Origin of the sequence: Tautonia marina (genome assembly GCF_009177065.1) — a bacterium.
Taxonomy (GTDB): domain Bacteria; phylum Planctomycetota; class Planctomycetia; order Isosphaerales; family Isosphaeraceae; genus Tautonia; species Tautonia marina.
This window is the reverse complement of sequence record NZ_WEZF01000001.1, coordinates 244,952-265,102: the sequence shown is the minus strand read 5'-3', so window position 1 is coordinate 265,102 and position 20,151 is coordinate 244,952. Positions and strand designations below refer to the sequence as shown.

The following is a 20,151-nucleotide window of genomic DNA, read 5'->3' as shown; positions in this document are numbered from 1 at the left end:
GTCCTCTCGATCGGCGGGAGAGCAAGGAAGGTGGGTCGGGTCTGCGATGCGTCACGCAGACGACGGAGAGGGGCTGTCGTTCGCGAGGGAGGCACTGGCCTCGGAGTCAGCGTCGGAATCGATTTCCTCGGCCACGCTATAGGTGTCTTCGGCCCGAAGGTTGTACGAGGTGACCAGCTCGGCCAAAATGCCAAGCGACACCAGTTGCGTGCCGACGACCAGCAGGGCCGTCGAGTAGGTCAAGAGCGGTCGGCTGCCGATCGGGTGGTCCTGGTTGAGAATCCAGTGGTCGACGATCCAGTAGACCGCCAGGTATCCCATGCCCAGCGCCCCGATGGCCAGCAGGATCAGGCCGAGCACGCCCAGCACATGCTGCGGACGCTGCCCGTAGCCGGTCAGGAAGCGGACGGTCATCAGGTCGAGGAACCCTTTGAAGAACCGCGAGAAGCCATACTTCGACTGGCCGAACTGGCGGGATCGGTGGTTCACCTCGATCTCGCCAACCCGAAACCCGCGAGCACTCGCCAGCACCGGGACAAACCGGTGCAGTTCTCCGTAGATGAAGACCTCGCGCAAGACCTCGCTTCGGTAGCACTTGAAGCCGCAGTTGTGGTCGTGCAGATGGGTGCCGGTCAGGCGGCTGACCATCCGGTTGAAGACCCGGCTGGGGAAGACCTTGTGCCAGGGGTCGTGCCTCGTGCGCTTCCAGCCGCTGATGACGTCCAGCCCTTCGCCCCGGTTCAATAGTTCGAGAAATCGGGGGACCTCGGCCGGATCGTCTTGCAGGTCGGCATCGAGCGTGAAGACGATTTCCCCTTTGGCCCGGCTGAACCCGGCCGTCAGGGCCGCGGCCTTGCCGAAGTTGCGTCGGAAGCGGATCGCCCGGACCCGAGGATCACGCGTGGTCAGGTCCTGAATCACCCGCCACGAACCGTCTCGGCTGCCGTCGTCGATGAACAGGAATTCGACCGGACCGAGGTTCTCCGACGCGGCCATCCCGGCCAGCTCGTCGAGCAGGGTCGCCAGGCTCTCGCGTTCGTTATAAACCGGGATGACGAAACTGATCATGCGAAGACTCGATCTCGATCAGACTCACGATCCGGAGAGACGAGACGCGGGCGACGAGCCCGCCACCGAATCGGGAACCGGAGGAACCACTCCCGCCACCGGACGACGCGGCCGGAGAACCATCAAGGCTCCCGAGCAAGCCAGTTCGGCCACGACCCAGACCAATCGCAGCACCAGAGCCGCGACAATCGCCGGCTCGGCCCCGAGCACCGGCCCGAGGCTGGCGGTCAGCACAGCTTCCCGGATCACCAGGCCTCCCGGAAAGATTGCCACCAAAAACCCGGCCACGGTCGCCAGCGCCACCGCCGCAATGGCCATCGGCCAGCCCGTCACCGGCAAGCTGCCCGGCTCGATCCCCTGGATCGTCGCCACCAGACTCAGCCCCAGCAAGGTCCAGCCGAGCAACGACCAGCCGATGCCCTCGGCCAGCAACCCGACCGAAAACCGGGGCAAGGCGTCTCGATTGACCCCTGGAAACGGCATGCTGGCGGTCATCGCCAGTTTTGGGAAGATGCGCGCCTCGGCCAAAATGAGCAATGGAATGCCGATTCCCATCGAGAGCGCCGCCAGAGGGACCGGAAGCGATCGGCCCCCGCCCATCGGCACTTCAATCGGCGGTCCCGGCCAGAGGACGAAGATCCAACCGGCCAGAATGCCCCCACTCGCCATCATCACCAGCGTTTCGTACAGCGTCGCAAAGGCCGCCGTCGCCGCCCTGGCCCCGTAAGGCACCAGCAGGCCAACCCGAAGCACCACCACCAGCGCCTTGCCAGGCACATATTTTCCCAGGTGCCCGATCAAATACGCACGCTGCGCCGGAGCGAGCCGCACCGGCGTTTCGCTCCGGGCCATGATCCGCGTAAAGAAGTTCCCGAAACAGGAGAGCCCCAGCACATAGATCCCTGCCGCGGCGATCAGCCAGGGAACGCTCGGCTCCAGGGTCTCTCCATACGAGCGGAGATCATCCCAGGCCCCGACCAGGGACCGCGCGACCATCCAGACGATCAGCGCTCCGAGGATGAACTTCACCCCCCGGATTGCCGGTTTCTTCCACCGCTGCCATTGCCGACGGGTCGACTCGTCCATCCGATCCCAGAAAAATGTCTGCCCAACGCACCGGCCCCGGTCCCCAGAGCCGTCGAGAGCGCCATTGTGCCCGATCCGCCCTCCCGGCGGAATGGCGCCTCGCCTTCTCCCTTCGTAGTCGGCTCCCTCCCACTCAGCCGCAAAAGACACTGACCCTGATCCCGATGGCCTCCGGTCGACCACCCTCGGGTCGCTCGAAACTTCCCGTTTCTCCTCAGGTGCGCCCAACGCTTCTCATCTTGATTGCCGGTTTTGGGAATATTGAGCACAAAAGGGAACGTTTGGGAACGAGCGGGAAAGAAATCTGTACAAAAGCACCCCAGCTACGCCAACCGCGCAAAACTTGAGAAAAAATTTAAATCCATTTCAGAAAGACATTTGCGGCGAAACACCCATTTCTTTTTGTCGGCTCTGGCATGGCCGCTGCGTTACACTTTCTAGCGTGCGACGGGGCGAGAGTCGAACGATGGAATCGACCCCCACGTCGCCCTTCAAGGCAGAAGCCTCGGTGTTTCACCCGACGGCTCACGCAACGCACGACACGGAGGATTCCCATGCTGGTCCTGAGCCGCAAGCTGAACGAAAAGATCGTCATCGACGGCGGAATCGTGGTCACCGTGGTCAAGATCGACCGCAATCAGGTTCGCCTCGGCATCGAAGCCCCCGGCGACGTCTCGGTCTACCGCGAAGAGTTGCTCAGCGGACACCGCCAGTACCGCGAGATCGACGTTCCCATCGGTGCCGGCGCCGCGACCGACGCCTGATTCCGGCCGCTCTTTGCCCCGCCCGCGCCCATTGCCAATCGCGCGGGCCGGGGGCGGCCGGCGGATCAATCCCCCTGGGATCGCCGTCACAGCATCCTCGAATTCCCGATCCATGACCGTGCTGCTTGATGACTCACCGACGGGATCGGTTCTCCTTTCACCAGATTTTGCTCGACACCCGGACCGGACGGACGTAGTTTCAAACGGAGTTTGAACACACACCGCGAAACGACACATCCGGACCCGATCCGCCTTTTGAGCTCACTTCCAAAGGAGTCCCCCCCGCCATGTCGGCATCCGAACCACATCGCTCCAGCTCGCTCGACCGTCGCTCCTTTTTGCAGACCGGCGCGGTTTCCGCCGCGGCGATCGCCGTGGCCGGATCGGCTTCGGCCCCCGCTGCCGCCGCCGTGACCCCTCGCACCGCCGACGAATTGCCGAAGCGCACGCTTGGCAAGACCGGCGAGGAGCTGACGATCCTTAACGCGGGCACCTGGCGCTCTCCCGGCCTCGATCGCCTGCTCCGCCTGGCCTATTCCAGCGGCATCCGGGTGGTCGATACCGCCAAGTCGTACGGTTCGGAACCCGGAATCGGCCGGTGGCTTCAGCAGATGCCCGAGGTCCGCAAGAACATCTTTCTTGTGACCAAGGACGGCGTGAACGATCCCAAAGACCTGCTTCGCACCGTTGACGAACGCCTGGCCGACCTGAAGACCGACTACATCGACCTCTACTTCGTCCACGGCCTGGGTTCGAACAAGGTTGACTGGCCCAAGAGCAAGGAATTCAAGGAGGCCGCCGAGGCGCTCCGCAAGTCCGGCAAGGTCAAGTACGTCGGCTTCTCCACCCACGACGCGACCCGAGCCCAGCAGATCATGAACGCCGCCGAGGGCGGCTTTGTCGACGCCATCATGCTCCAGTTCACCCCCTGGCTCGACAAGGACGACCCGCTGAACAAGGCGCTCGATGCCTGCTACGAAAAGGGGATCGGCCTGATCTCCATGAAGCAGGTTGCCGGCACCTTCGGCGCCTATAAAGAAGACGAAGACCCCCTGGCCGAGGCCCAGAAGCGCGTCCCGATGCTCCAGGAAAAGGGGTTCAGCCCCTACCAGGGGTTGCTCCAGGCGATCTGGTCCGACGAACGCATCACCACCACCTGCGTCTCGATGCGCAACACCGACCAGATCCGCGAGAACGTCGCCGCCGCGCTCGACTTCGGCAAGACCGGCCCGTTGAAGCTTTCCCAGATTCACCAGCTTCGCGACGCCTGCCGAGGCCACGGCATGACCCTCTGTGCCGACTGCGACGGCCGTTGCAGCCGGGCCGCCGGCACCGAGGCCCCGCTCGGCGACCTGACCCGCTACCTCACCTACCTTGAGCATCACGGCTACAAGTCGGAAGCCCGCCGCCTCTACGCCGAGCTTTCCGACACCCAGCGCTCCTGGCGAGGGGCCGACCTTGAGGCCGCCCGCCGTGCCTGCCCGAACGGCCTGAACTTCTCGAGGCTCTTACCCAGGGTCGACGACCTGCTCGCCTGAGCTTCACCCGATCACCGACGCGGAGCTCGACGCCCCGCGATTGTGTCCCGTAACGCCCAGCCGGGCCGGTGCCTTCATCCCTTCGGGGACTCGGCCCGGCCCGGCTGTTTTTTTGTTGAGTTTTGAGGTGCCAGACCTCTTCCTGACCCAGCTCGATTGTTCCCGGGGACACCTCCGGAGACAGTTGGAGCGGACCTCGCGCTGAGCCGCCGAGACCCACAGTGGGCGCACGTTGCCCAGAGACTTCTCTCTCTTCTCTCCTCTCCCCCTCTTCTCTGCGTCTCTGCGCGCGATCCCCTCCCCATGATCCCTTGGCCTTTCGTATTGTCCATCCGCCCCCTTGGCACGTCCCCGTCCAACGTGGTACACTGATCGTTTGCCGGTTGCCTCCGAAGAATCGCGAGGCGCCGACCTTGTCCCCGCCCATCGGGCGAGCGGGGCTGACCGCGATCGGCGATGTCGTTGATCCGGGCCAATCGCCCGAAACCGTTCCGGGAACCCACGATGCGGAGGTCTCGACCGTGGTGAAGTTACGGGTGCGTGCCGGCGAATCGATCCAGGATGCGGTCCGCCGCTTCCGGAAACTCTGCGAGCGCAGCGGCCTTCGGAAAGAAATGCGACGCAAGGCCTACTACGAAAAGCCCAGCGAGCGCCGTCGCCGCGAGCAGCTCAAGCGCCTCCGCAAGGCCCGTCAGGCTTCCCGCGTCTGATCGTGATCTGCTTTGGGAACGGTCTGATCTGAGCGATTCTCAGCGAATGCCCCGATCCGGGGAGGATGCGGACGGATGGCCTCGAGCAGCGAGCCCTCCATCGACTGGCGCGACCTTGCGGCATCCTCCCATTACCTGACCGCCGTCGCCGTTCAACACGCGATGCAATGCGGTGATCTCGCCATGGCCGAGGCTGGCATTCAGGAGCTGATCGACGCCTTGTCCCGCTCCGAGAAGCGTGCGCTCCGCAGCCAGCTCATTTGCCTGATGGCCCACATCATCAAGTGGCAAACCCAGCCCGAGCGACGCTCTCGGAGCTGGGTCGCCACCATTGCCAGCGCTCGCGATGAGATCATCGAGATCCAGGCAGAAACTCCAAGCCTCTCCCGAGATGTGATCGAATCGCTCTGGGAATTTTGCTTCCGCCGTGCCATCCGTGAGGCCGAGGCCGAGATGGAATGCTCATCCGCCATCTCAACCCTCTCCTGGCAGGACGTCTTTGAGAGGGAATATAGTCTCGACTCTTGACCGGCCGCCTTCCCGCCGACCGCCTCAGAGCACCTTCGCCACCAGCATCGTCTGATCGTCGAAGGCGGGATGCCCCCCAGTGAAGCGATCGAGGGCGCGGAGGACCGAGGCAATCAGGGCGTCGGCATCCTGTCGGCAGGTGATCAGGGCTGAGTCGAGCCGATCGAGCCCGAACGGCTGACCGTCCTGGTTCGTCGCGTCGGTGATCCCGTCGGTGTACAGCACCAGTTGATCGCCGGGGACGAGCTGTGCCTCTCCTTGCTCATATTTCACGCCGGGAAAAATCCCGAGTGGCAGCCCGCCGACGGCATCCAGCGCACCGATCGACCCATCCGCGCACCGCTTGATCCGAGGCGGATTATGCCCGGCATTCACGTAGGTCAACGTGCGGCGATCCGGGTCGAAGATGCCGTAAAAGGCGGTCACGAACGCCGATCCATCGGCCGTGTAAAGATGGCAGAGGCGGTCATTCACGTGTTCGAGCAAGAGCGACGGCGGCTCGGGGTTTCCCGGGTGTCCGTGAGCGACGGCGTGGGTAATGGCCATCATCACCGCCGCCGGGGTGCCGTGCCCGCTCACGTCGGCCACCAACAGGCCCCACTTGCCGCCGGGCAGCTCGAAGAAGTCGTAATAATCGCCGCCGGCCCATTGCGAGGTCTGGTAGTGCGCCGCGACGCTCATCCTCGGGATCGTCGGCAAGACCTTCGGCAAGAGGGACCGCTGGATCTCGGCCACCCGTTTCAGCTCGCGATCGACGACCTTGTAGGCCCGTTCCAACTCTTGCCGGAGCACCAGGTTCGCCGTCGCCCGACCGAACAGGTTGCTCATCCAGACTCGTTCGGGAAGATTTTCCGGGTCGAAGGAATCGGGCTCGGCCCGCAGCGCAATCACCCAGTTCAGCGCTTCCCCCTGGTCGAAGTTCGGCAGGGCCATTAACGACCGCATCCCCTGAAGATACGGTGCCGCGGGGTCGGCGGGATCCACCTGCAGATCTCCGATCGTCTTCGGTTCCTCGCCGTAGATCAACTCGGCCAGCAGCCCGCCGCGCAGCTCGGGAAGCCGGTCCCGCTGCTGCCACGGGTTGATCGAGTCGGTCCAGCCGGAATAGCGGGTGATGCGGAACCTGGGGAACTCCAGCCCCCGCCGGCTCAGGCTCAGCCGGGCATCGGTCGGGAGAATCTGGTTGAGCCACTGGCCATACGAGCGAACCATCGCCTCCGGGTCGCTCTGCTGGCTCATCTCTCGCATCATGGTCACGACGAGATCAAGCCGCTGCTGCCAGGTGCCGGTATTGGCGTCAAACAAGGCTTGGGTGCGGAGCATGATCGGCCCGGTCTCCTCGCGTTCCGAGATTCCGCCGGGTCGCCGGCTGGATTCCTGGTTGACTATTGTAGAAGGAGACTCGCTCGGGTCGAGGGGGCACGCCCCGCCCGACCACCCAACACGCATTCGGATCGGCGACGGAGCAGCAAGACGATGCGAGGACATTGGTGGATCAGCGGCCCGGCCTTCCTTTTGATCGTCGGCGGCCTGGCCTGGTGCTCAGTCCGAACCTGGGGGCCGGACCTGCTTGACGGGCGATTCGGAGGCAACCGCCCCGACAGCTCCTCAAACCGCCCCAACACCGCCGAACCCTCGTGGGACGCCATCCTCGACGCCACCCGAGCCCAGCAATGGCCCCGGGTCGAAGCCTTGCTCCGAGACTGGATCGACCGCCGAGACGACGACGGCCGGGCACGCCTGATGCTCGCTCAGCTCCTCGTCTCCTCGAACCGAGAAGGCGAGGCCGCGCGCACCCTCGCCGCCGTCGGGCAAGACGACCCTGCCTTCGCCGAGGCCCGCACCTTCCTCGGCGAGATGGCCCTGGCCGCCTCCGATGCCCCCCGCGCCGAACTCGCCTTCCGCCAGGCCGCCGAGGCCGACCCGAACGCCGTCTCCCCCCGAGGCCGCCTGATCTACCTGCTCAGCCTCCAGCTTCGCACCGCCGAGGCCCGCGAAGCCCTCTGGGAGATTTTCGAGGCCACCGGCGAGCCCGGCGTCCTGATCGACCTGGTCCTCGAAGCCACCAAGGCCGAAATCGACGTCCGGGGCATCGGGCCGGAAATCGAACAGTTCCTCCGCCAATCCCCCGACGACCCGTTTCTCCGTCGCGCTCACGGCCTTGCCCTGCTCTGGCAAGGTGAGCTGACCGAGGCTCTCCCGCATCTGGAAGCCGCCGCCGAGGCCCTGGTTGACGACCCGCTCGGCCGCTTCTCCCTGGCCGAGTGCCGCGCCCAGCTCGGTTTGCCGGTCAGGCTTCCCGAGGACCTCGGCTCGATTCCCGATCCCCCGGCCGACGCCGCCCGCTGGTGGCTCTTTCTCGGACGGCTCCAGGAAACCGAGAGCCCCGAGGCTGCGGTCGAGAGTTTTCGGAACGCCGTGGCGCTGAATCCTGAGTCGGCCGAGGCCCACCACCGGCTTTCCCAGAGCCTCGCCGCCGTCGGCGATCCCTCGGCCGAAGAAACCGCTCTCCGCGCCGACACCTTGCGGCAACGCTGGGCCGATCTGCGGCGAACCTTCACCGACCTGCGCAGTCATGGCTTCGAGGCAAGTGCGTCGTTCTATACCAGCCTCGGCGATCAGTGTCGGGATGCCTCCTTGATTCCCGAAGCGCGTCATTGGTACGAACTGGCCCTCACACTCGACTCCACGTCTCCCGCGCGATCCTCCCTGGCAGCGATCGCCGATCGATCCGCCCCCTCTCCGGTCGCTCGCTCCCATCCCCGCCGTACGGCCTCGGCCGTCGCTTCGGCCGAACGCTCGGCGATCACTCCCCAAGCAACCCCCGTCCTCTCCTCGCCGATCCAGTTCAAGGACGTTGCCTCCTCGGCCGGCATCGCGTTTCAATACGATCATGGCCCCCGCGACGAAATGTATCTGGCCGACACGATGGGCGGCGGCGTGGGCCTGATTGATTATGACGGCGACGGCCGGCTCGACCTCTATTTCGTCAACGGCTGCCCGATGCCCTATGATCGCGACGACCCGCCGCAGCCCAATCGGCTCTACCGGAACCTCGGGGATTGGCGATTTGAGGACGTCTCCGAGGCGGCCGGCGTCGGCGGCTTCGGCTACGGCATGGGATGCGCGGTGGCCGATTATGACAACGACGGTCATGACGACCTGTTCGTCACCGGTCTCGATCGCACGGTTCTCTATCGAAACCAGGGAGACGGAACGTTCGAGGACGTGACCGAAGCGGCCGGAGTCGGCTCGGATCGCTGGACAACCGCCGCAGGGTTTGGCGACCTCGACGCGGACGGCGACCTGGACCTTTACGTCGTCACCTACGTCGAGGACGATTCCGCCAATCCCCGGCCCTGCCGCGATCACTCCGGCAAGCCGATTCACTGTTCTCCGGGCATGTACGAGGCCCAGCAGGACCTTCTGTTCCGCAACAACGGTGACGGCACCTTCACCGACATCTCCGCCGAGGCCGGGATCGAGGCCCCCGCCGGGCGCGGCCTTGGCCTGGCCATCGCCGACCTCGACGGCGACGGCCGGCTCGACCTCTACGTGGCCAACGACGCCTCACCGGACTTCTTCTTTCGCAATCTCGGCGGGCTGCGCTTTGAGGAATTCGGAGCGCCGTCAGGACTGGCGCTCGACGGCTCCGGGCATGCCACCGCCAGCATGGGGGTCGTCGCCGACGATCTGAACGGCGATGGCCTGATCGACATCTTTCACACAAACTTCTTGAACGAGGCAAACACCCTGCACACCAACCTTGGTGCCGGGCAGTTCGCCGACGCAAGCCTGACCGCCGGCCTGGCGACTCCTAGCCTTGCCGTCACCGGCTTCGGAGCCGCGGCGCTCGACGCCGACAACGACGGTCACCTCGACCTGTTCGTCGCCAACGGCCACGTCGACGACCAACCCTGGGTCAACAGCCCGATGCCGCAACTGCCGCAACTGTACCTGGGCCAATCCGGCGGCCGGTTCACCCGGCTCCCCACCGAGACGTTTCCCTATCTCGGCCGCCCGGTCGTCGGTCGCGGGCTAGCCGCGGGCGACCTCGACAGCGACGGCCGCGTCGATCTCGTCGTGGTCCACCGTGGTGCTCCGGCAGCCATGTTGCGAAATGTCACCAACGGGGGCCACTGGCTCGGGCTCCAGCTCGTCGGGGTCGAGTCGGGCCGGACCCCGGTCGGAACCCGGGTCGTGGTCACGGCCGATGGCCGCAGTCAAACCCGATGGCTCAACTCGGGCACCAGTTACCTTTCCTCCAACGATTCGAGGCTCTGGTTCGGCCTCGGATCCTCGGAATCGATCGATCGGATCGAGATCCACTGGCCCTCCGGTCAGACGCAAGTCGTTTCGTCGCTGGGCGTGAATTGCCTCTACGAACTCCAGGAAGGAGCGGCCCCCCGCGCCTCGGTTTCCGACGCGTCCGAAGCCCCTGAGTTCCCGTGACCACCTCCTGATCTGAGTCAACTTCGCATGAAGGCCGAGTGAATCCGAGTCGTTCCGCTCGGAATGCTCTTGACCTGCCGTCGTCCGGGCTTTACTTCATTAGTGCCGTCATGCTCGAAACCAAGCTGGCGGGAATTGAACACTTTTTCAACACCTTCGCATTGATCTAATTTCGCCCATTTCGGGACCGGTTGTCGCTTGAAACCTTGTCGGCTCTTCCCAGGTAGCGTTGGGAACACCGGACATCTCGAACATCGTCGGGTCAGATCTCTCGATTCGAGAGAACCGATTTCCCAGCTACGCCCGCCGAATCTCGCGACGCCGCGAATCGGATCGGGACGATTCTCCCTTGCTGACTCTCGGAGCCACCCTCACCCATGCTTCGCACTCGATCGCTCCTCCATTCCATCCTCACCATCCTCCCCCTCTTGCTCGCCGGGTGCGGCGGCACGGGCGGTGGGAATGGCGAATTCTCCCAGGAATTCGAGAAACCTGAGACCACTCTGGCACCCGTCGTCGACCCGCCCGATACCGGAGACGACCTGAGCCCCCGAGAGCGTCGACAGATGGACTGATCGTCCAGTCCCCACATCCCGATCCGTTTTCTTGCCTCGATCGAGGCCGACCACCCAACTCCGTTTTCCTCACCTCACATGTCCGGAGATCTTGCCCCAATGGTCCGAACGCATTCGGCCGCGAATCGTCGTGGCTTTACCTTGATCGAATTGCTCGTCGTCATCGCCATCATCGGCGTGCTCATCGCTTTGCTTCTGCCTGCCGTTCAGAGTGCCCGAGAGGCCGCTCGCCGCGCGCAGTGCACCAACAACCTGAAACAGCTCGCCCTGGCGATGCAGAACTATCACGACGTCAACAACAGCTTCCCGATGGGGGACTCGTATCAGCTCGGCACCAGCCAGAACTGGGTCCGCCAGAACTTCGGGCCGTTCGTGGCGATGACCCAGTTCTATGAACAGGGCAACGTCTTCAACTCGCTGAACACCAGCATCATGATTTACTACGCCGCGAACAGCACCACCAACGGCATCGCCGTGAACACGCTGTGGTGCCCCAGCGACGCCGAAGTTGTTGGTCTCCGTTACCCCGGAAACCCCGGTGACGGTTGGGACGACAGCCCGATCCCGATGACCTACAGCAGCTACGCCGCCCAGAGCGGTGTCACCTACTACCACGCCCCCCGTCTCGGCAGTAACCCGGGCCTCTATGGCTCGAACAACGGTCTGTTCCTGCACGCCGGCCGTCCCCCCGGCCGCGCCTCGACCGAACCGAGTGGCAAGGTCTTCGGCATCGCCGCCATTCGTGACGGCACCAGCAACACCATCATGATCAGCGACAAGTCGTACGGCCGGATCGCCCAGGGGACCGGCGACCAGTTCGGGCCGAACTGGTGGACCTCCGGGCTGATCGGCGACACGACCTACGGCGCGATCTTCCCGCCGAACTTCTTCAAGAGCGTCGACGCCGCCCTGACCCTGCCTCAGTACTATCCCGAGCAGGGCGTGGGCGCCAACTTCATCGCCACGGCCAACAGCTTCCACCCCGGCGGGGTCAACTCGGCCTTCTGCGACGGCTCGGTCCGCTTCATCAAGGACACCGTCAACTCCTGGAACCCGCTGAACGTCCGCTACAATGGCCGAACCGCGCCCTACACCGACGCGGCCGGCGGACCGCTGCCCCCGCTCGGCGTCTGGCAGGCGCTGCACACGATCAATGGTGGTGAAGTCCTCAGCGCCGACCAGTTCTGATCCACGGTCGTGACGAGGACTCCGTGCCACATCGCCAGCCGCGCCCTTCCCGGGGCCCGGCTGGCGATTGTCGTGCGCTCGAGTCCCATACCGCCCAACTCTCTGCCTGGCCACCGAGACCTAAGACCATGCGACCGCGATGGGCCTGGCTGGCCGCTCTCGTGCTGGCCGTCGGCTTCGGTGTGAGCGTCTGGTTCGTCCGCGACGCGCAAAACCGGCGCTTCGAGCAATCGCTCGGCGAGGCCCGCGAGGCCCTGCTCGACGGCCGACTTGCCACCGCTCGCCGTCAGCTTGCCGAACTCGCCGACCACCGCCCCACCCACGGCGAAACCCTCTACCTGCTCGGCCTTTGTGAACAGCAGCTTGGCAACCCCTCCCGCGCCGAGGAGGCCTGGCAGCGCATCCCTGCCGACGCTCCCGACCTTGGCCCGGCCCTCGTCCAGTGGGCCGAGATCGAGCAACAGCGCGGCCGGCTTGCCGAGGCCGAGGAGCGGCTGCTCGGCTCGATCGCCATTGCCGGGGCTCACCGCCCGACGGCTCGCTGGTCCCTCGTCCTCTTGCTTCGCCCCCAGGGTCGATTCGACGAGGCCCGCCGGATCTTCCTCGAAGGGTTCGACGAGCACCCCGAACCGATCGAGGCGCTGAAGGTCCTCTACTGGCTCGACGTCGACCCCTTCCCCGTCGAGACCGTTCGCCGAGACCTGACCGAAGCCCACCGCCTCGCACCCGACGACGACCGCGTCTGGCTGGGTCTGGCCCACCTGGCCACCCGATCCGGTTGGTTCGACGAGGCCAAAGACTGGCTCGACCGCTGCCTCGATCGCCGACCAAACGACCCGGTCGTCTGGCAAGCTCGGCTCGACTGGGCCCTCGCCGCCGACCGGCCCGCCGACGCCGCCGAGGCCCTCACCCACCTGCCCTACGCCCCCAACTCCGAGGCCGAGGTCCTTCGGCTCCGCGCCTGGTTCGCCCGCCGCAACGGCGACCGAGCACTCGAACGGTCGAGCCTCGAACAGCTCGACCAGATGACTCCCGGCCAAACCGAGGTCCTCGACCGCCTCGCCGCCCTTGCCGCCGAGGAAGGACGCCCCGACGATTCGAGCCGTTACCGCGCCGAGCGTTCTCGGCTCGAAGCGCATCGTAAAGCCTATGTCGCCTTGCTCCTCGGCGACGACCCCTTGAGCCAGGCCCCTGCCCTCTCGGAAACGGCCGCAGCCCTCGGCCGTCGCTTCGACGCCGACGCCTGGCGATCGCTCGCCGAGGGCCGTCCGGCCGAGGTCGCGGCGGTGGCATCGTCGAACGCTCGCGACCCTCGAACACTCGCCGAACTGCTTCCCGGCGTCGCCTCGAACACCTCGGACGAACCGCGATCGACCTCCCAACCCCCCGACGTGCTGATCCCTCGATTCGAAGATGCCACCGCCTCGGCCGGGCTCGACTTTCAGCACGACAACGGCCAGATCCCCGGCCGCCTCGTCCTTCCCGAGACCGGCGCGGGGGGTGTTGCTCTGCTCGACTTCGACGGCGATGGCTGGCTCGACCTTTACGCCGTGCAGGCCGGCCCGTTTCCTCCCCCTCCCGACACTCCCAACGCCGACCGCCTCTACCGCAACCGGGGGAATGGCACGTTTGAAGACGTGTCCCAATCCTCCGGAATTGCCGCCATGCCCGGCGGATACGGTCACGGCGTCACCGTTGGCGACATCGACCACGACGGGCATCCCGACCTGTTCGTCACCCGATGGCGCTCGTATGCCCTCTACCGCAACCGAGGCGACGGCACCTTTGAGGACATCACGGCATCAAGCGGGCTCGGAGGCGATCGCGACTGGCCGACCTCGGCCGCCTTCGCCGACCTCGACGGCGATGGAGACCTCGACCTCTACGTCTGCCACTACCTCCGTTGGAATGAGCACGGCGACACCACCTGTCTCGACCCCGACGACCCCACCAAATATGCCTGCAATCCGATCGACTTCCCCGCCCTGCCCGACCGCGTCTTCCGCAACGACGACGGACGCTTCGTCGAGGTCACGCAGGAGGCCGGCTTCGCCGTCACCCCCGGCCGAGGGCTGGGTGTCGTCGCCAGCGACGTGAATGACGACGGCCGGGTCGATCTGTTCGTCGCCAACGACATGACGGCCGATTTCCTGTTCATGAACCGTGGTGACTTTCGGTTCGAGGAGGTGGGCGCGGTCGCCGGCATCGCCGCCAACGCCCACGGCAACTACCAGGCCGGAATGGGAACGGCCGTCGGCGACCTCGACGGCGATACCCGGCTCGATCTGCTCGTCACCAACTACTATGAAGAATCGACCTCCTTCTTCCGGAACCTCGGCGGCGGCTTCTTCGCCGATCAAACAAGCGAGATCAACCTGAAGGCCCCCAGCCGCCACCTGCTCGGCTTCGGCCTGACCTTGCTCGACGCCAACCTCGACGGCCGGCTTGATCTCTTGAGCGCCAACGGACACGTCCACGACGGCCGCCCGTCGTACCCCTGGACCATGCCCCCGCAACTCTTGCTCGGCAGTCCCAACGGCCGCCTGATCGACCCCGGCCCCGCTCCCGGCCCTCCCTTCGACCGCCTTTACCTCGGTCGCGGCCTGGCCGTGGGCGACCTCGACAACGATGGCCTGCCCGACGCCATCCTTCAGGCTCAGAACGCGCCCCTCCTCTTCCTCCACAACCAGACCGAAGGGGCCGGGCATTTTCTCGTCCTGCGGCTCGAAGGAACCGAATCCAACCGCGACGCCGTCGGCGCGATCGTCACGGTCGAGGCCGGCGATCGTCGTCAGGTGGCCACCCGGTTCGGCGGCGGCAGCTACCAGTCGGCCAGCGACGGCCGCCTCCACTTCGGCCTCGGCGATGCCGAGACGATCGATTCGGTCGAAATCCGCTGGCCCTCTGGTCGCGTCGAGCGATTCGACTCCCTCGACGCCGACACCGGATACCTTCTCCGCGAAGGTGATCCCACGCCCGATCCGCTCCCCGGGTTTCCTTCGCTCGAGCAGGCAAACCCTTAAATGCTCACCGTTTTACCTTGTTCCCGATCACCCTTATCGGCCTGGTCATGCGGGCCTCGACGCGGAGACGATCGCTGATGAGTTCGATGGCAGGGACCGGCCGAATTGCCTCGATGGACCAGTTCCGCGGCTACACGGTCGCGGGCATGTTTGTGGTGAACTTCCTCGGCGCGTTCGCCGTCATCCACTCGGTCCTGAAGCACAATAACACGTACTTCAGCTATGCCGATTCGATCATGCCGAGCTTCCTGTTCGCCTGCGGCTTCTCGTATCGGCTCAGCCTCCTGCGCCGCCTCGATCAGGTCGGGCCGTCGCTCGCGTACCGCCGAATTCTCTGGAGGAGCCTCGGCCTGGTCTTGATCTCGCTGGTCGTTTATGGCGTCGGCTTCAGCTTCAAATCGTGGGACGAGATGACCGGCCAGGGGGTTCTCCGCGCGCTGGCCGAGCTGCTCAAGGCCGACGCCTGGGAAGTTCTGGCGATCATCGGCGTCTGCCAGCTCCTCATCCTGCCTGTTGTCGCCCGGTCGGCCTGGACCCGATTCGGCACGATGATCGGATTCTCGGCCGCCCACTTCCTCATGTCGTACTCCTTCAATTATGACTTTGTCTCCGGCCAGCCGAACTGGATGGATGACCTCTGGGGCACGTCCGGCCGCCGCGCCTGGGATGGCGGCTTCTTCGGCCTCCTGCACTGGTCGGTCCCCATGCTCGCCGGCACCCTCGCCTTCGACATCATCAACGCCGCCGGACGCTCCCGAGGGTCGGCCGCCGCTCGGATGATTGCCTGGGGCACGCTCATCATGATCGTCGCCTACGCCCTCTCTTGCTTCAGCACGCTGTACACCGCCGACGACCGCCGCACTCGGGAAAACGGCGAGCCGATCGACATTGCCAACTCCCCCGTTATCCCCCCCCTCGACCGCCTCGCCGACCGCTCCCCGGCCAACTTGCTCGCCACCGCCCCTCTGGTCGAGCCCGAAGTCCCGGCCAAGAACTACTGGATGATGGACAAGCGCATCGTCACCATCCCCTTCATCTGGTTCAGCACCGGCTTCGCCCTCGCGCTGTACGGCCTGTTCGTGATCGCTTGCGATCGCTTCGGCGCCTCGCTCGAACTGTTCCGCCTGCTCGGCATGAACCCCCTGGCCGCTTACATCATCCACGGTATCGTGGAACGAACCGTTTATGCCTTTGTTCCCAGGGATTCCCCCCTCTGGTGGACGATGGTCGGCCTGGTGATTTTCTTTGCCATCACCCTCGTCTTCGTCCGCTTTCTGGACCGTCAGAAGATTTACCTGCGCCTTTGATTCAAGGAACTGCCCCTTGATCCACTCGACTCTCTGTTGAACATTCGATAAACTTGAGCCATTGCGCCGAAGGGAACGCCCCCGGGCTTCGATCGTCCTGAGCAGCGAAAGGTTGCCCCGATGAGCCTTGCCCCCAAGTCGGTTGATCGCGGGAGCGGTCGAGGAATCACCACGGCCGCCGCCCTGGCCATCGTGCTGGGAATGGCTCCGCAGGTCCGCGCTTCGGCCGACGAGGCTGAAGGACTCGCTTTGTTCGAGGCAAAGATTCGACCGGTCCTGATCGAGCAGTGCTACAGTTGCCACTCGGCCGAGCACGACGCCGCCAAGGGAGGGCTGCGGCTCGACACCCGCGCCGCCATGCTTCAGGGAGGCGATGGCGGTCCGGCCGTCGAGCCGGGTGACCCGGAACTGAGCCTGCTCATCGAGGCCATTCGCTACGACTCGTATGTCCAGATGCCCCCCTCCAACAAACTCGCCCCCGAGGTGATCACCGCCTTCGAACAGTGGGTCGAGATGGGAGCCCCCGACCCCCGCGACGACGACACCCCCGCCCCCTCCGAACCTTCGGCCGAAGGAATCGACTGGGACGCCGCCCGCTCCTCCTGGACCTATCAGGCCCCGAAGCGCTCCGAACCGCCCGAGGTTTCCGACCCCGCCTGGGTCCAATCTTCGATTGATGCCTTCATTCTTGCTCGCCTTGATGATGCCGGCCTGGCGCCAAACCCCGAGGCCGACCGCCGGACCCTCGCTCGCCGCCTCTCGATCGACCTGGTCGGCCTACCTCCCGACCCGGCCGAGGTCGAGGCGTTCGTGGCTGACCCTTCGCCCGACGCCGTCGACCAGTACGTCGATCGTCTGCTCGCTTCCCCTCACTTCGGCGAGCGCTGGGCGCGCGTCTGGCTCGATCTGGCCCGCTATGCCGAGGACCAGGCCCATATCGTCGGCAACGACACCTCGCTGACCTATCCCAACGCCTACCTCTATCGCGACTGGTTGATCGGTGCGCTCAACGACGACATGCCTTACGACACCTTCATCCGTCGCCAGCTCGCCGCCGACCTGATCGAACCGGCCAACACCGACGAACTGGCCGCGCTCGGCTTCATCGGCCTCGGCCCGAAGTACTACCGCCGCAACTCCCCTGAGGTCATGGCCGAGGAGTGGGAGGACCGGGTCGATGTCGTCTCCCGAGGTCTGCTCGGCCTGACGGTCGCCTGCGCCCGCTGCCACGATCACAAGTATGATCCGATTTCGACCGAAGACTACTACGCCCTGGCCGGGGTCTTCGCCAGCACCGTCATGTTCAACCAGCCGCTCACCGACGAGTGCGAGCTGGGAAAGGATGGCGGCGCCAAGGCTCCCGAAGAGGCCATGCACATCATCAAGGACTCCGACCCGAAGGACTTGAACGTTTTCATCCGCGGCAACGTCGAGCAAAAAGGGCCGGTGGCCCGCCGCCACTTCCTCTCGGTCCTCTCCGAGGGCGAGCCCATCCCCCTGGGAGACGACTCCTCCAGCGGTCGGCTCGACCTGGCCGAGGCGATCATCGATCCGAGCAATCCCCTGACGGCCCGCGTCTTCGTCAACCGCGTCTGGGGGCAACTGTTCGGCCAGTCGATCGTGGGCACGCCGAGCAACTTCGGCATCCTGGGTGAAAAGGCCTCGCATCCCGAACTGCTCGACGACCTGGCCGCTCGGTTCGTCACCGAGTGGGGTTGGTCGCTCAAGACCCTCGTCCGCGAGCTGGCCACCTCCAGCACCTATCGCCAGTCAAGCACCATTACCGACGCCCACCGCGCGATCGATCCTGAGAACACCCTCTACGCCCGTGCCAGCCGCAAGCGCCTGGTGGTCGAGAGCTGGCGCGATTCGATTCTGGCCGCCTCCGGCACTCTCGACCGCACCGTCGGCGGCCCGTCGATCGACCCGAGCGATCCCGAAGTCGGCCGCCGAACCCTCTACAGCAAGATCAGCCGCCTGGAGCTGCACCCGATGCTCGCCCGGTTCGACTTCCCCGATCCGAACGCCCACAGCGACGGCCGAGCCCGCACCACCACTCCGCTTCAGAAGCTCTTTGTCCTCAACAGCCCGTTCGTCACCCACCACGCCGATCGCCTGGCCGATCGCCTGGCGAGCGAGGCCGGCGACGACCCGGACGCCCGGATCGACCTGGCGTACCGCCTGCTTTACGCCCGCCCTCCCAGCAAGGCCGAAACGCAACTGGCCCTCTCCTTCCTCGGCTCCGACTCCTGCGACGACTCCGAGCGCTGGGCGGTCTATGCTCAGGCGTTGCTCGCGTCGAATGAATTTCTCCTGATCGACTGATTCGTTCCCACCCCAGCCCCCTGCCCCGACTCGGAAAGGAGCCTCGCCATGAGCCTCGACCCCCGCGGCCCCCGCCGGCCCTTGACCCGTCGCCAGATGCTCGGACGCACCGGGGCCGGGTTCGGCCTGCTCGGCCTGGCCGGTGCGATGGAAACCGCCGGCCTGCTTGCCCCCTCGGCCGCTCAGGGAGCGACCGCCACCGGGCTCGGCGGTCTGCACCACCCTGCGAAGGCCAAGCGGGTCATTTTCCTGTTCATGAATGGTGCCCCGTCGCACGTCGATACGTTCGACCCCAAGCCCGCCCTGGCGAAGTATGCGGGCGAGGCCCCCTCGGCCGACAAGTTCAAGCTGGAGCGGAACAACAAGGGGGGGACCTTCATGCCCTCCCCCTTCCGCTTCCGCCCCCACGGCGAGAGCGGCGTGGTGATGAGCGAGTTGTTCCCGCATCTCTCTCACTTCGCCGACGACCTCTGCGTCCTGCGCGGCATGCACACCGACACGCCGAACCACGAGCCGGGCCTGTTGCTCATGCACTCCGGCCACCAGCAGCCAACCCGGCCCAGCCTCGGCTCCTGGCTCTCCTATGGCCTCGGGTCCGAGAACACCAACCTGCCCCCCTTCGTGGTCCTCTGCCCCGGTTTACCGGTCGTCGGGCCGCAGCTCTGGTCGAGCGCCTTCCTGCCGGGCGAACATCAAGGCATGTCAGTCAATACGTCCGACCTCGATGTGCATAAAATGATCGCCCACCTGAAGCACTCGAAGCTCGACCGGGCCGAGCAGCGCAAGCAACTCGACCTCATCCAGCAGATGAACGATCTGCACCGCGCCAGCCGCCCCCACGAATCGGCCCTCGATGCTCAAATCTCCTCCCTCGAACTCGCCTTCCAGATGCAGACCGAGGCGGGCGAGGCGTTCGACCTCTCCCGAGAACCCGATCGCCTCCGCGAGACCTACGGCCGCACCACCTTCGGCCAGTCGTGCCTGCTGGCCCGCCGCCTGGTCGAGCGCGACGTCCGCGTGGTGCAGGTCTACTACGTCGATGGCCAGAACAAGCAGCCCTGGGATACCCACTCGGCCAACGATCGGGGGCACCGCCGCCTCTGTGCCGACGCCGACCGCGCCACCGCCGCCCTGCTCGGCGACCTGAAGGCCCGCGGCCTGCTCGATGACACCCTGGTCATCTGGGGCGGCGAGTTCGGCCGCACCCCCTATTCCGAACCGGCCAAGAAGGGGGACCCCGGCCGCGACCACCACCACACGGGCTTCTCCATGTTCCTGGCCGGTGGCGGCGTGAAGGGCGGTTACACCCACGGCGCGACCGACGAATTCGGCATGCACGCCGTCGAAGGCCGCATGCATGTTCACGACCTCCACGCCACCGCCCTGCACCTGCTGGGGGTCGACCACGAGCGGCTCACCTACCGCTACTCGGGCCGCGACTTCCGCCTGACCGACGTCTACGGATCGGTCATCCACGACGTGATCGCCTGAGCAAACCCTCACTCCTGGATTCCTTTCCTGGTGCCATGCCCACGGCGTTGTGGGCACTGGCACCCGGTGTTTTGATTCGCGCGATCCGTCTCGCCT

The 20,151-nt window shown here is 65.6% G+C and carries 15 protein-coding genes; 12 read left to right on the top strand and 3 right to left on the bottom strand.

The annotated features are described in order from the left end of the window. Positions 1–51 precede the first annotated feature (51 nt). Positions 52–1,068 (bottom strand): glycosyltransferase family 2 protein, encoded by a 1,017-nt coding sequence (locus GA615_RS01045; RefSeq protein ID WP_152049403.1) that lies wholly within the window; start codon positions 1,066–1,068, stop codon positions 52–54. A gap of 24 nt (positions 1,069–1,092) precedes the next feature. Further along, positions 1,093–2,304, bottom strand: coding sequence for a hypothetical protein (locus tag GA615_RS01040; RefSeq protein ID WP_161602094.1), 1,212 nt, complete (start codon positions 2,302–2,304; stop codon positions 1,093–1,095). Between the two features lie 404 nt (positions 2,305–2,708). On the opposite strand from GA615_RS01040, the gene csrA reads away from it, so the two are divergent. The 4 genes from csrA to GA615_RS01020 all read left to right on the top strand — a co-directional run bounded on the left by csrA (position 2,709) and on the right by GA615_RS01020 (position 5,694). Beyond that, complete coding sequence (csrA, locus tag GA615_RS01035) at positions 2,709–2,918, top strand: carbon storage regulator CsrA (protein ID WP_152049401.1); 210 nt, start codon at positions 2,709–2,711, stop codon at positions 2,916–2,918. Between the two features lie 287 nt (positions 2,919–3,205). Beyond that, positions 3,206–4,456 (top strand): aldo/keto reductase, encoded by a 1,251-nt coding sequence (locus GA615_RS01030; protein WP_152049400.1) that lies wholly within the window; start codon positions 3,206–3,208, stop codon positions 4,454–4,456. A gap of 521 nt (positions 4,457–4,977) precedes the next feature. After that, a complete protein-coding gene (gene rpsU / locus GA615_RS28615) occupies positions 4,978–5,166 on the top strand; it encodes a 30S ribosomal protein S21 (protein WP_126723855.1) in 189 nt (62 codons plus the stop codon). Positions 5,167–5,241: 75 nt separating this feature from the next. Further along, positions 5,242–5,694: a DUF29 domain-containing protein gene (locus GA615_RS01020; protein WP_152049399.1), complete on the top strand. Its 453-nt coding sequence runs from the start codon at positions 5,242–5,244 to the stop codon at positions 5,692–5,694. A 24-nt stretch (positions 5,695–5,718) separates the two neighbouring features. Here the strand turns inward: GA615_RS01020 and GA615_RS01015 are convergent, their stop codons facing one another. Next, positions 5,719–7,017: a PP2C family protein-serine/threonine phosphatase gene (locus GA615_RS01015; protein WP_152049398.1), complete on the bottom strand. Its 1,299-nt coding sequence runs from the start codon at positions 7,015–7,017 to the stop codon at positions 5,719–5,721. A 153-nt stretch (positions 7,018–7,170) separates the two neighbouring features. Here GA615_RS01015 and GA615_RS01010 point away from each other — a divergent pair, with 153 nt between their 5' ends. The 8 genes from GA615_RS01010 to GA615_RS00980 all read left to right on the top strand — a co-directional run bounded on the left by GA615_RS01010 (position 7,171) and on the right by GA615_RS00980 (position 20,055). After that, positions 7,171–10,146, top strand: a complete 2,976-nt coding sequence (locus GA615_RS01010; protein ID WP_152049397.1) for an FG-GAP-like repeat-containing protein — start codon at positions 7,171–7,173, stop codon at positions 10,144–10,146. A 38-nt stretch (positions 10,147–10,184) separates the two neighbouring features. Continuing rightward, positions 10,185–10,316 (top strand): hypothetical protein, encoded by a 132-nt coding sequence (locus GA615_RS28400; protein ID WP_261343907.1) that lies wholly within the window; start codon positions 10,185–10,187, stop codon positions 10,314–10,316. 207 nt (positions 10,317–10,523) lie between these two features. After that, positions 10,524–10,721, top strand: a complete 198-nt coding sequence (locus tag GA615_RS01005; protein ID WP_152049396.1) for a hypothetical protein — start codon at positions 10,524–10,526, stop codon at positions 10,719–10,721. Positions 10,722–10,820: 99 nt separating this feature from the next. Continuing rightward, on the top strand, positions 10,821–11,909 hold the full coding sequence (locus tag GA615_RS01000; RefSeq protein ID WP_152049395.1) for a DUF1559 domain-containing protein: 1,089 nt from the start codon (positions 10,821–10,823) through the stop codon (positions 11,907–11,909). Between the two features lie 128 nt (positions 11,910–12,037). Then, complete coding sequence (locus GA615_RS00995) at positions 12,038–14,932, top strand: FG-GAP-like repeat-containing protein (protein ID WP_152049394.1); 2,895 nt, start codon at positions 12,038–12,040, stop codon at positions 14,930–14,932. Positions 14,933–15,009: 77 nt separating this feature from the next. Continuing rightward, on the top strand, positions 15,010–16,239 hold the full coding sequence (locus tag GA615_RS00990; RefSeq protein WP_152049393.1) for a heparan-alpha-glucosaminide N-acetyltransferase domain-containing protein: 1,230 nt from the start codon (positions 15,010–15,012) through the stop codon (positions 16,237–16,239). 120 nt (positions 16,240–16,359) lie between these two features. After that, positions 16,360–18,564 (top strand): PSD1 and planctomycete cytochrome C domain-containing protein, encoded by a 2,205-nt coding sequence (locus GA615_RS00985; RefSeq protein ID WP_152049392.1) that lies wholly within the window; start codon positions 16,360–16,362, stop codon positions 18,562–18,564. Between the two features lie 48 nt (positions 18,565–18,612). Continuing rightward, positions 18,613–20,055 (top strand): DUF1501 domain-containing protein, encoded by a 1,443-nt coding sequence (locus GA615_RS00980; RefSeq protein ID WP_201750069.1) that lies wholly within the window; start codon positions 18,613–18,615, stop codon positions 20,053–20,055. Positions 20,056–20,151 lie beyond the last annotated feature (96 nt).

Excerpts from the sequence above, each read along its gene's own strand:
- GA615_RS00985 (WP_152049392.1), top strand. The coding sequence starts at position 16,360 with ATGAGCCTTGCCCCCAAGTCGGTTGATCGCGGGAGCGGTCGAGGAATC.
- GA615_RS01005 (WP_152049396.1), top strand. The coding sequence starts at position 10,524 with ATGCTTCGCACTCGATCGCTCCTCCATTCCATCCTCACCATCCTCCCC.
- GA615_RS01020 (WP_152049399.1), top strand. The coding sequence starts at position 5,242 with ATGGCCTCGAGCAGCGAGCCCTCCATCGACTGGCGCGACCTTGCGGCA.
- GA615_RS01015 (WP_152049398.1), bottom strand. The coding sequence starts at position 7,017 with ATGCTCCGCACCCAAGCCTTGTTTGACGCCAATACCGGCACCTGGCAG.
- GA615_RS00990 (WP_152049393.1), top strand. The coding sequence starts at position 15,010 with ATGAGTTCGATGGCAGGGACCGGCCGAATTGCCTCGATGGACCAGTTC.
- GA615_RS01010 (WP_152049397.1), top strand. The coding sequence starts at position 7,171 with ATGCGAGGACATTGGTGGATCAGCGGCCCGGCCTTCCTTTTGATCGTC.
- GA615_RS00995 (WP_152049394.1), top strand. The coding sequence starts at position 12,038 with ATGCGACCGCGATGGGCCTGGCTGGCCGCTCTCGTGCTGGCCGTCGGC.
- GA615_RS00980 (WP_201750069.1), top strand. The coding sequence starts at position 18,613 with ATGAGCCTCGACCCCCGCGGCCCCCGCCGGCCCTTGACCCGTCGCCAG.
- GA615_RS01000 (WP_152049395.1), top strand. The coding sequence starts at position 10,821 with ATGGTCCGAACGCATTCGGCCGCGAATCGTCGTGGCTTTACCTTGATC.
- csrA (WP_152049401.1), top strand. The coding sequence starts at position 2,709 with ATGCTGGTCCTGAGCCGCAAGCTGAACGAAAAGATCGTCATCGACGGC.
- GA615_RS01045 (WP_152049403.1), bottom strand. The coding sequence starts at position 1,068 with ATGATCAGTTTCGTCATCCCGGTTTATAACGAACGCGAGAGCCTGGCG.
- GA615_RS01030 (WP_152049400.1), top strand. The coding sequence starts at position 3,206 with ATGTCGGCATCCGAACCACATCGCTCCAGCTCGCTCGACCGTCGCTCC.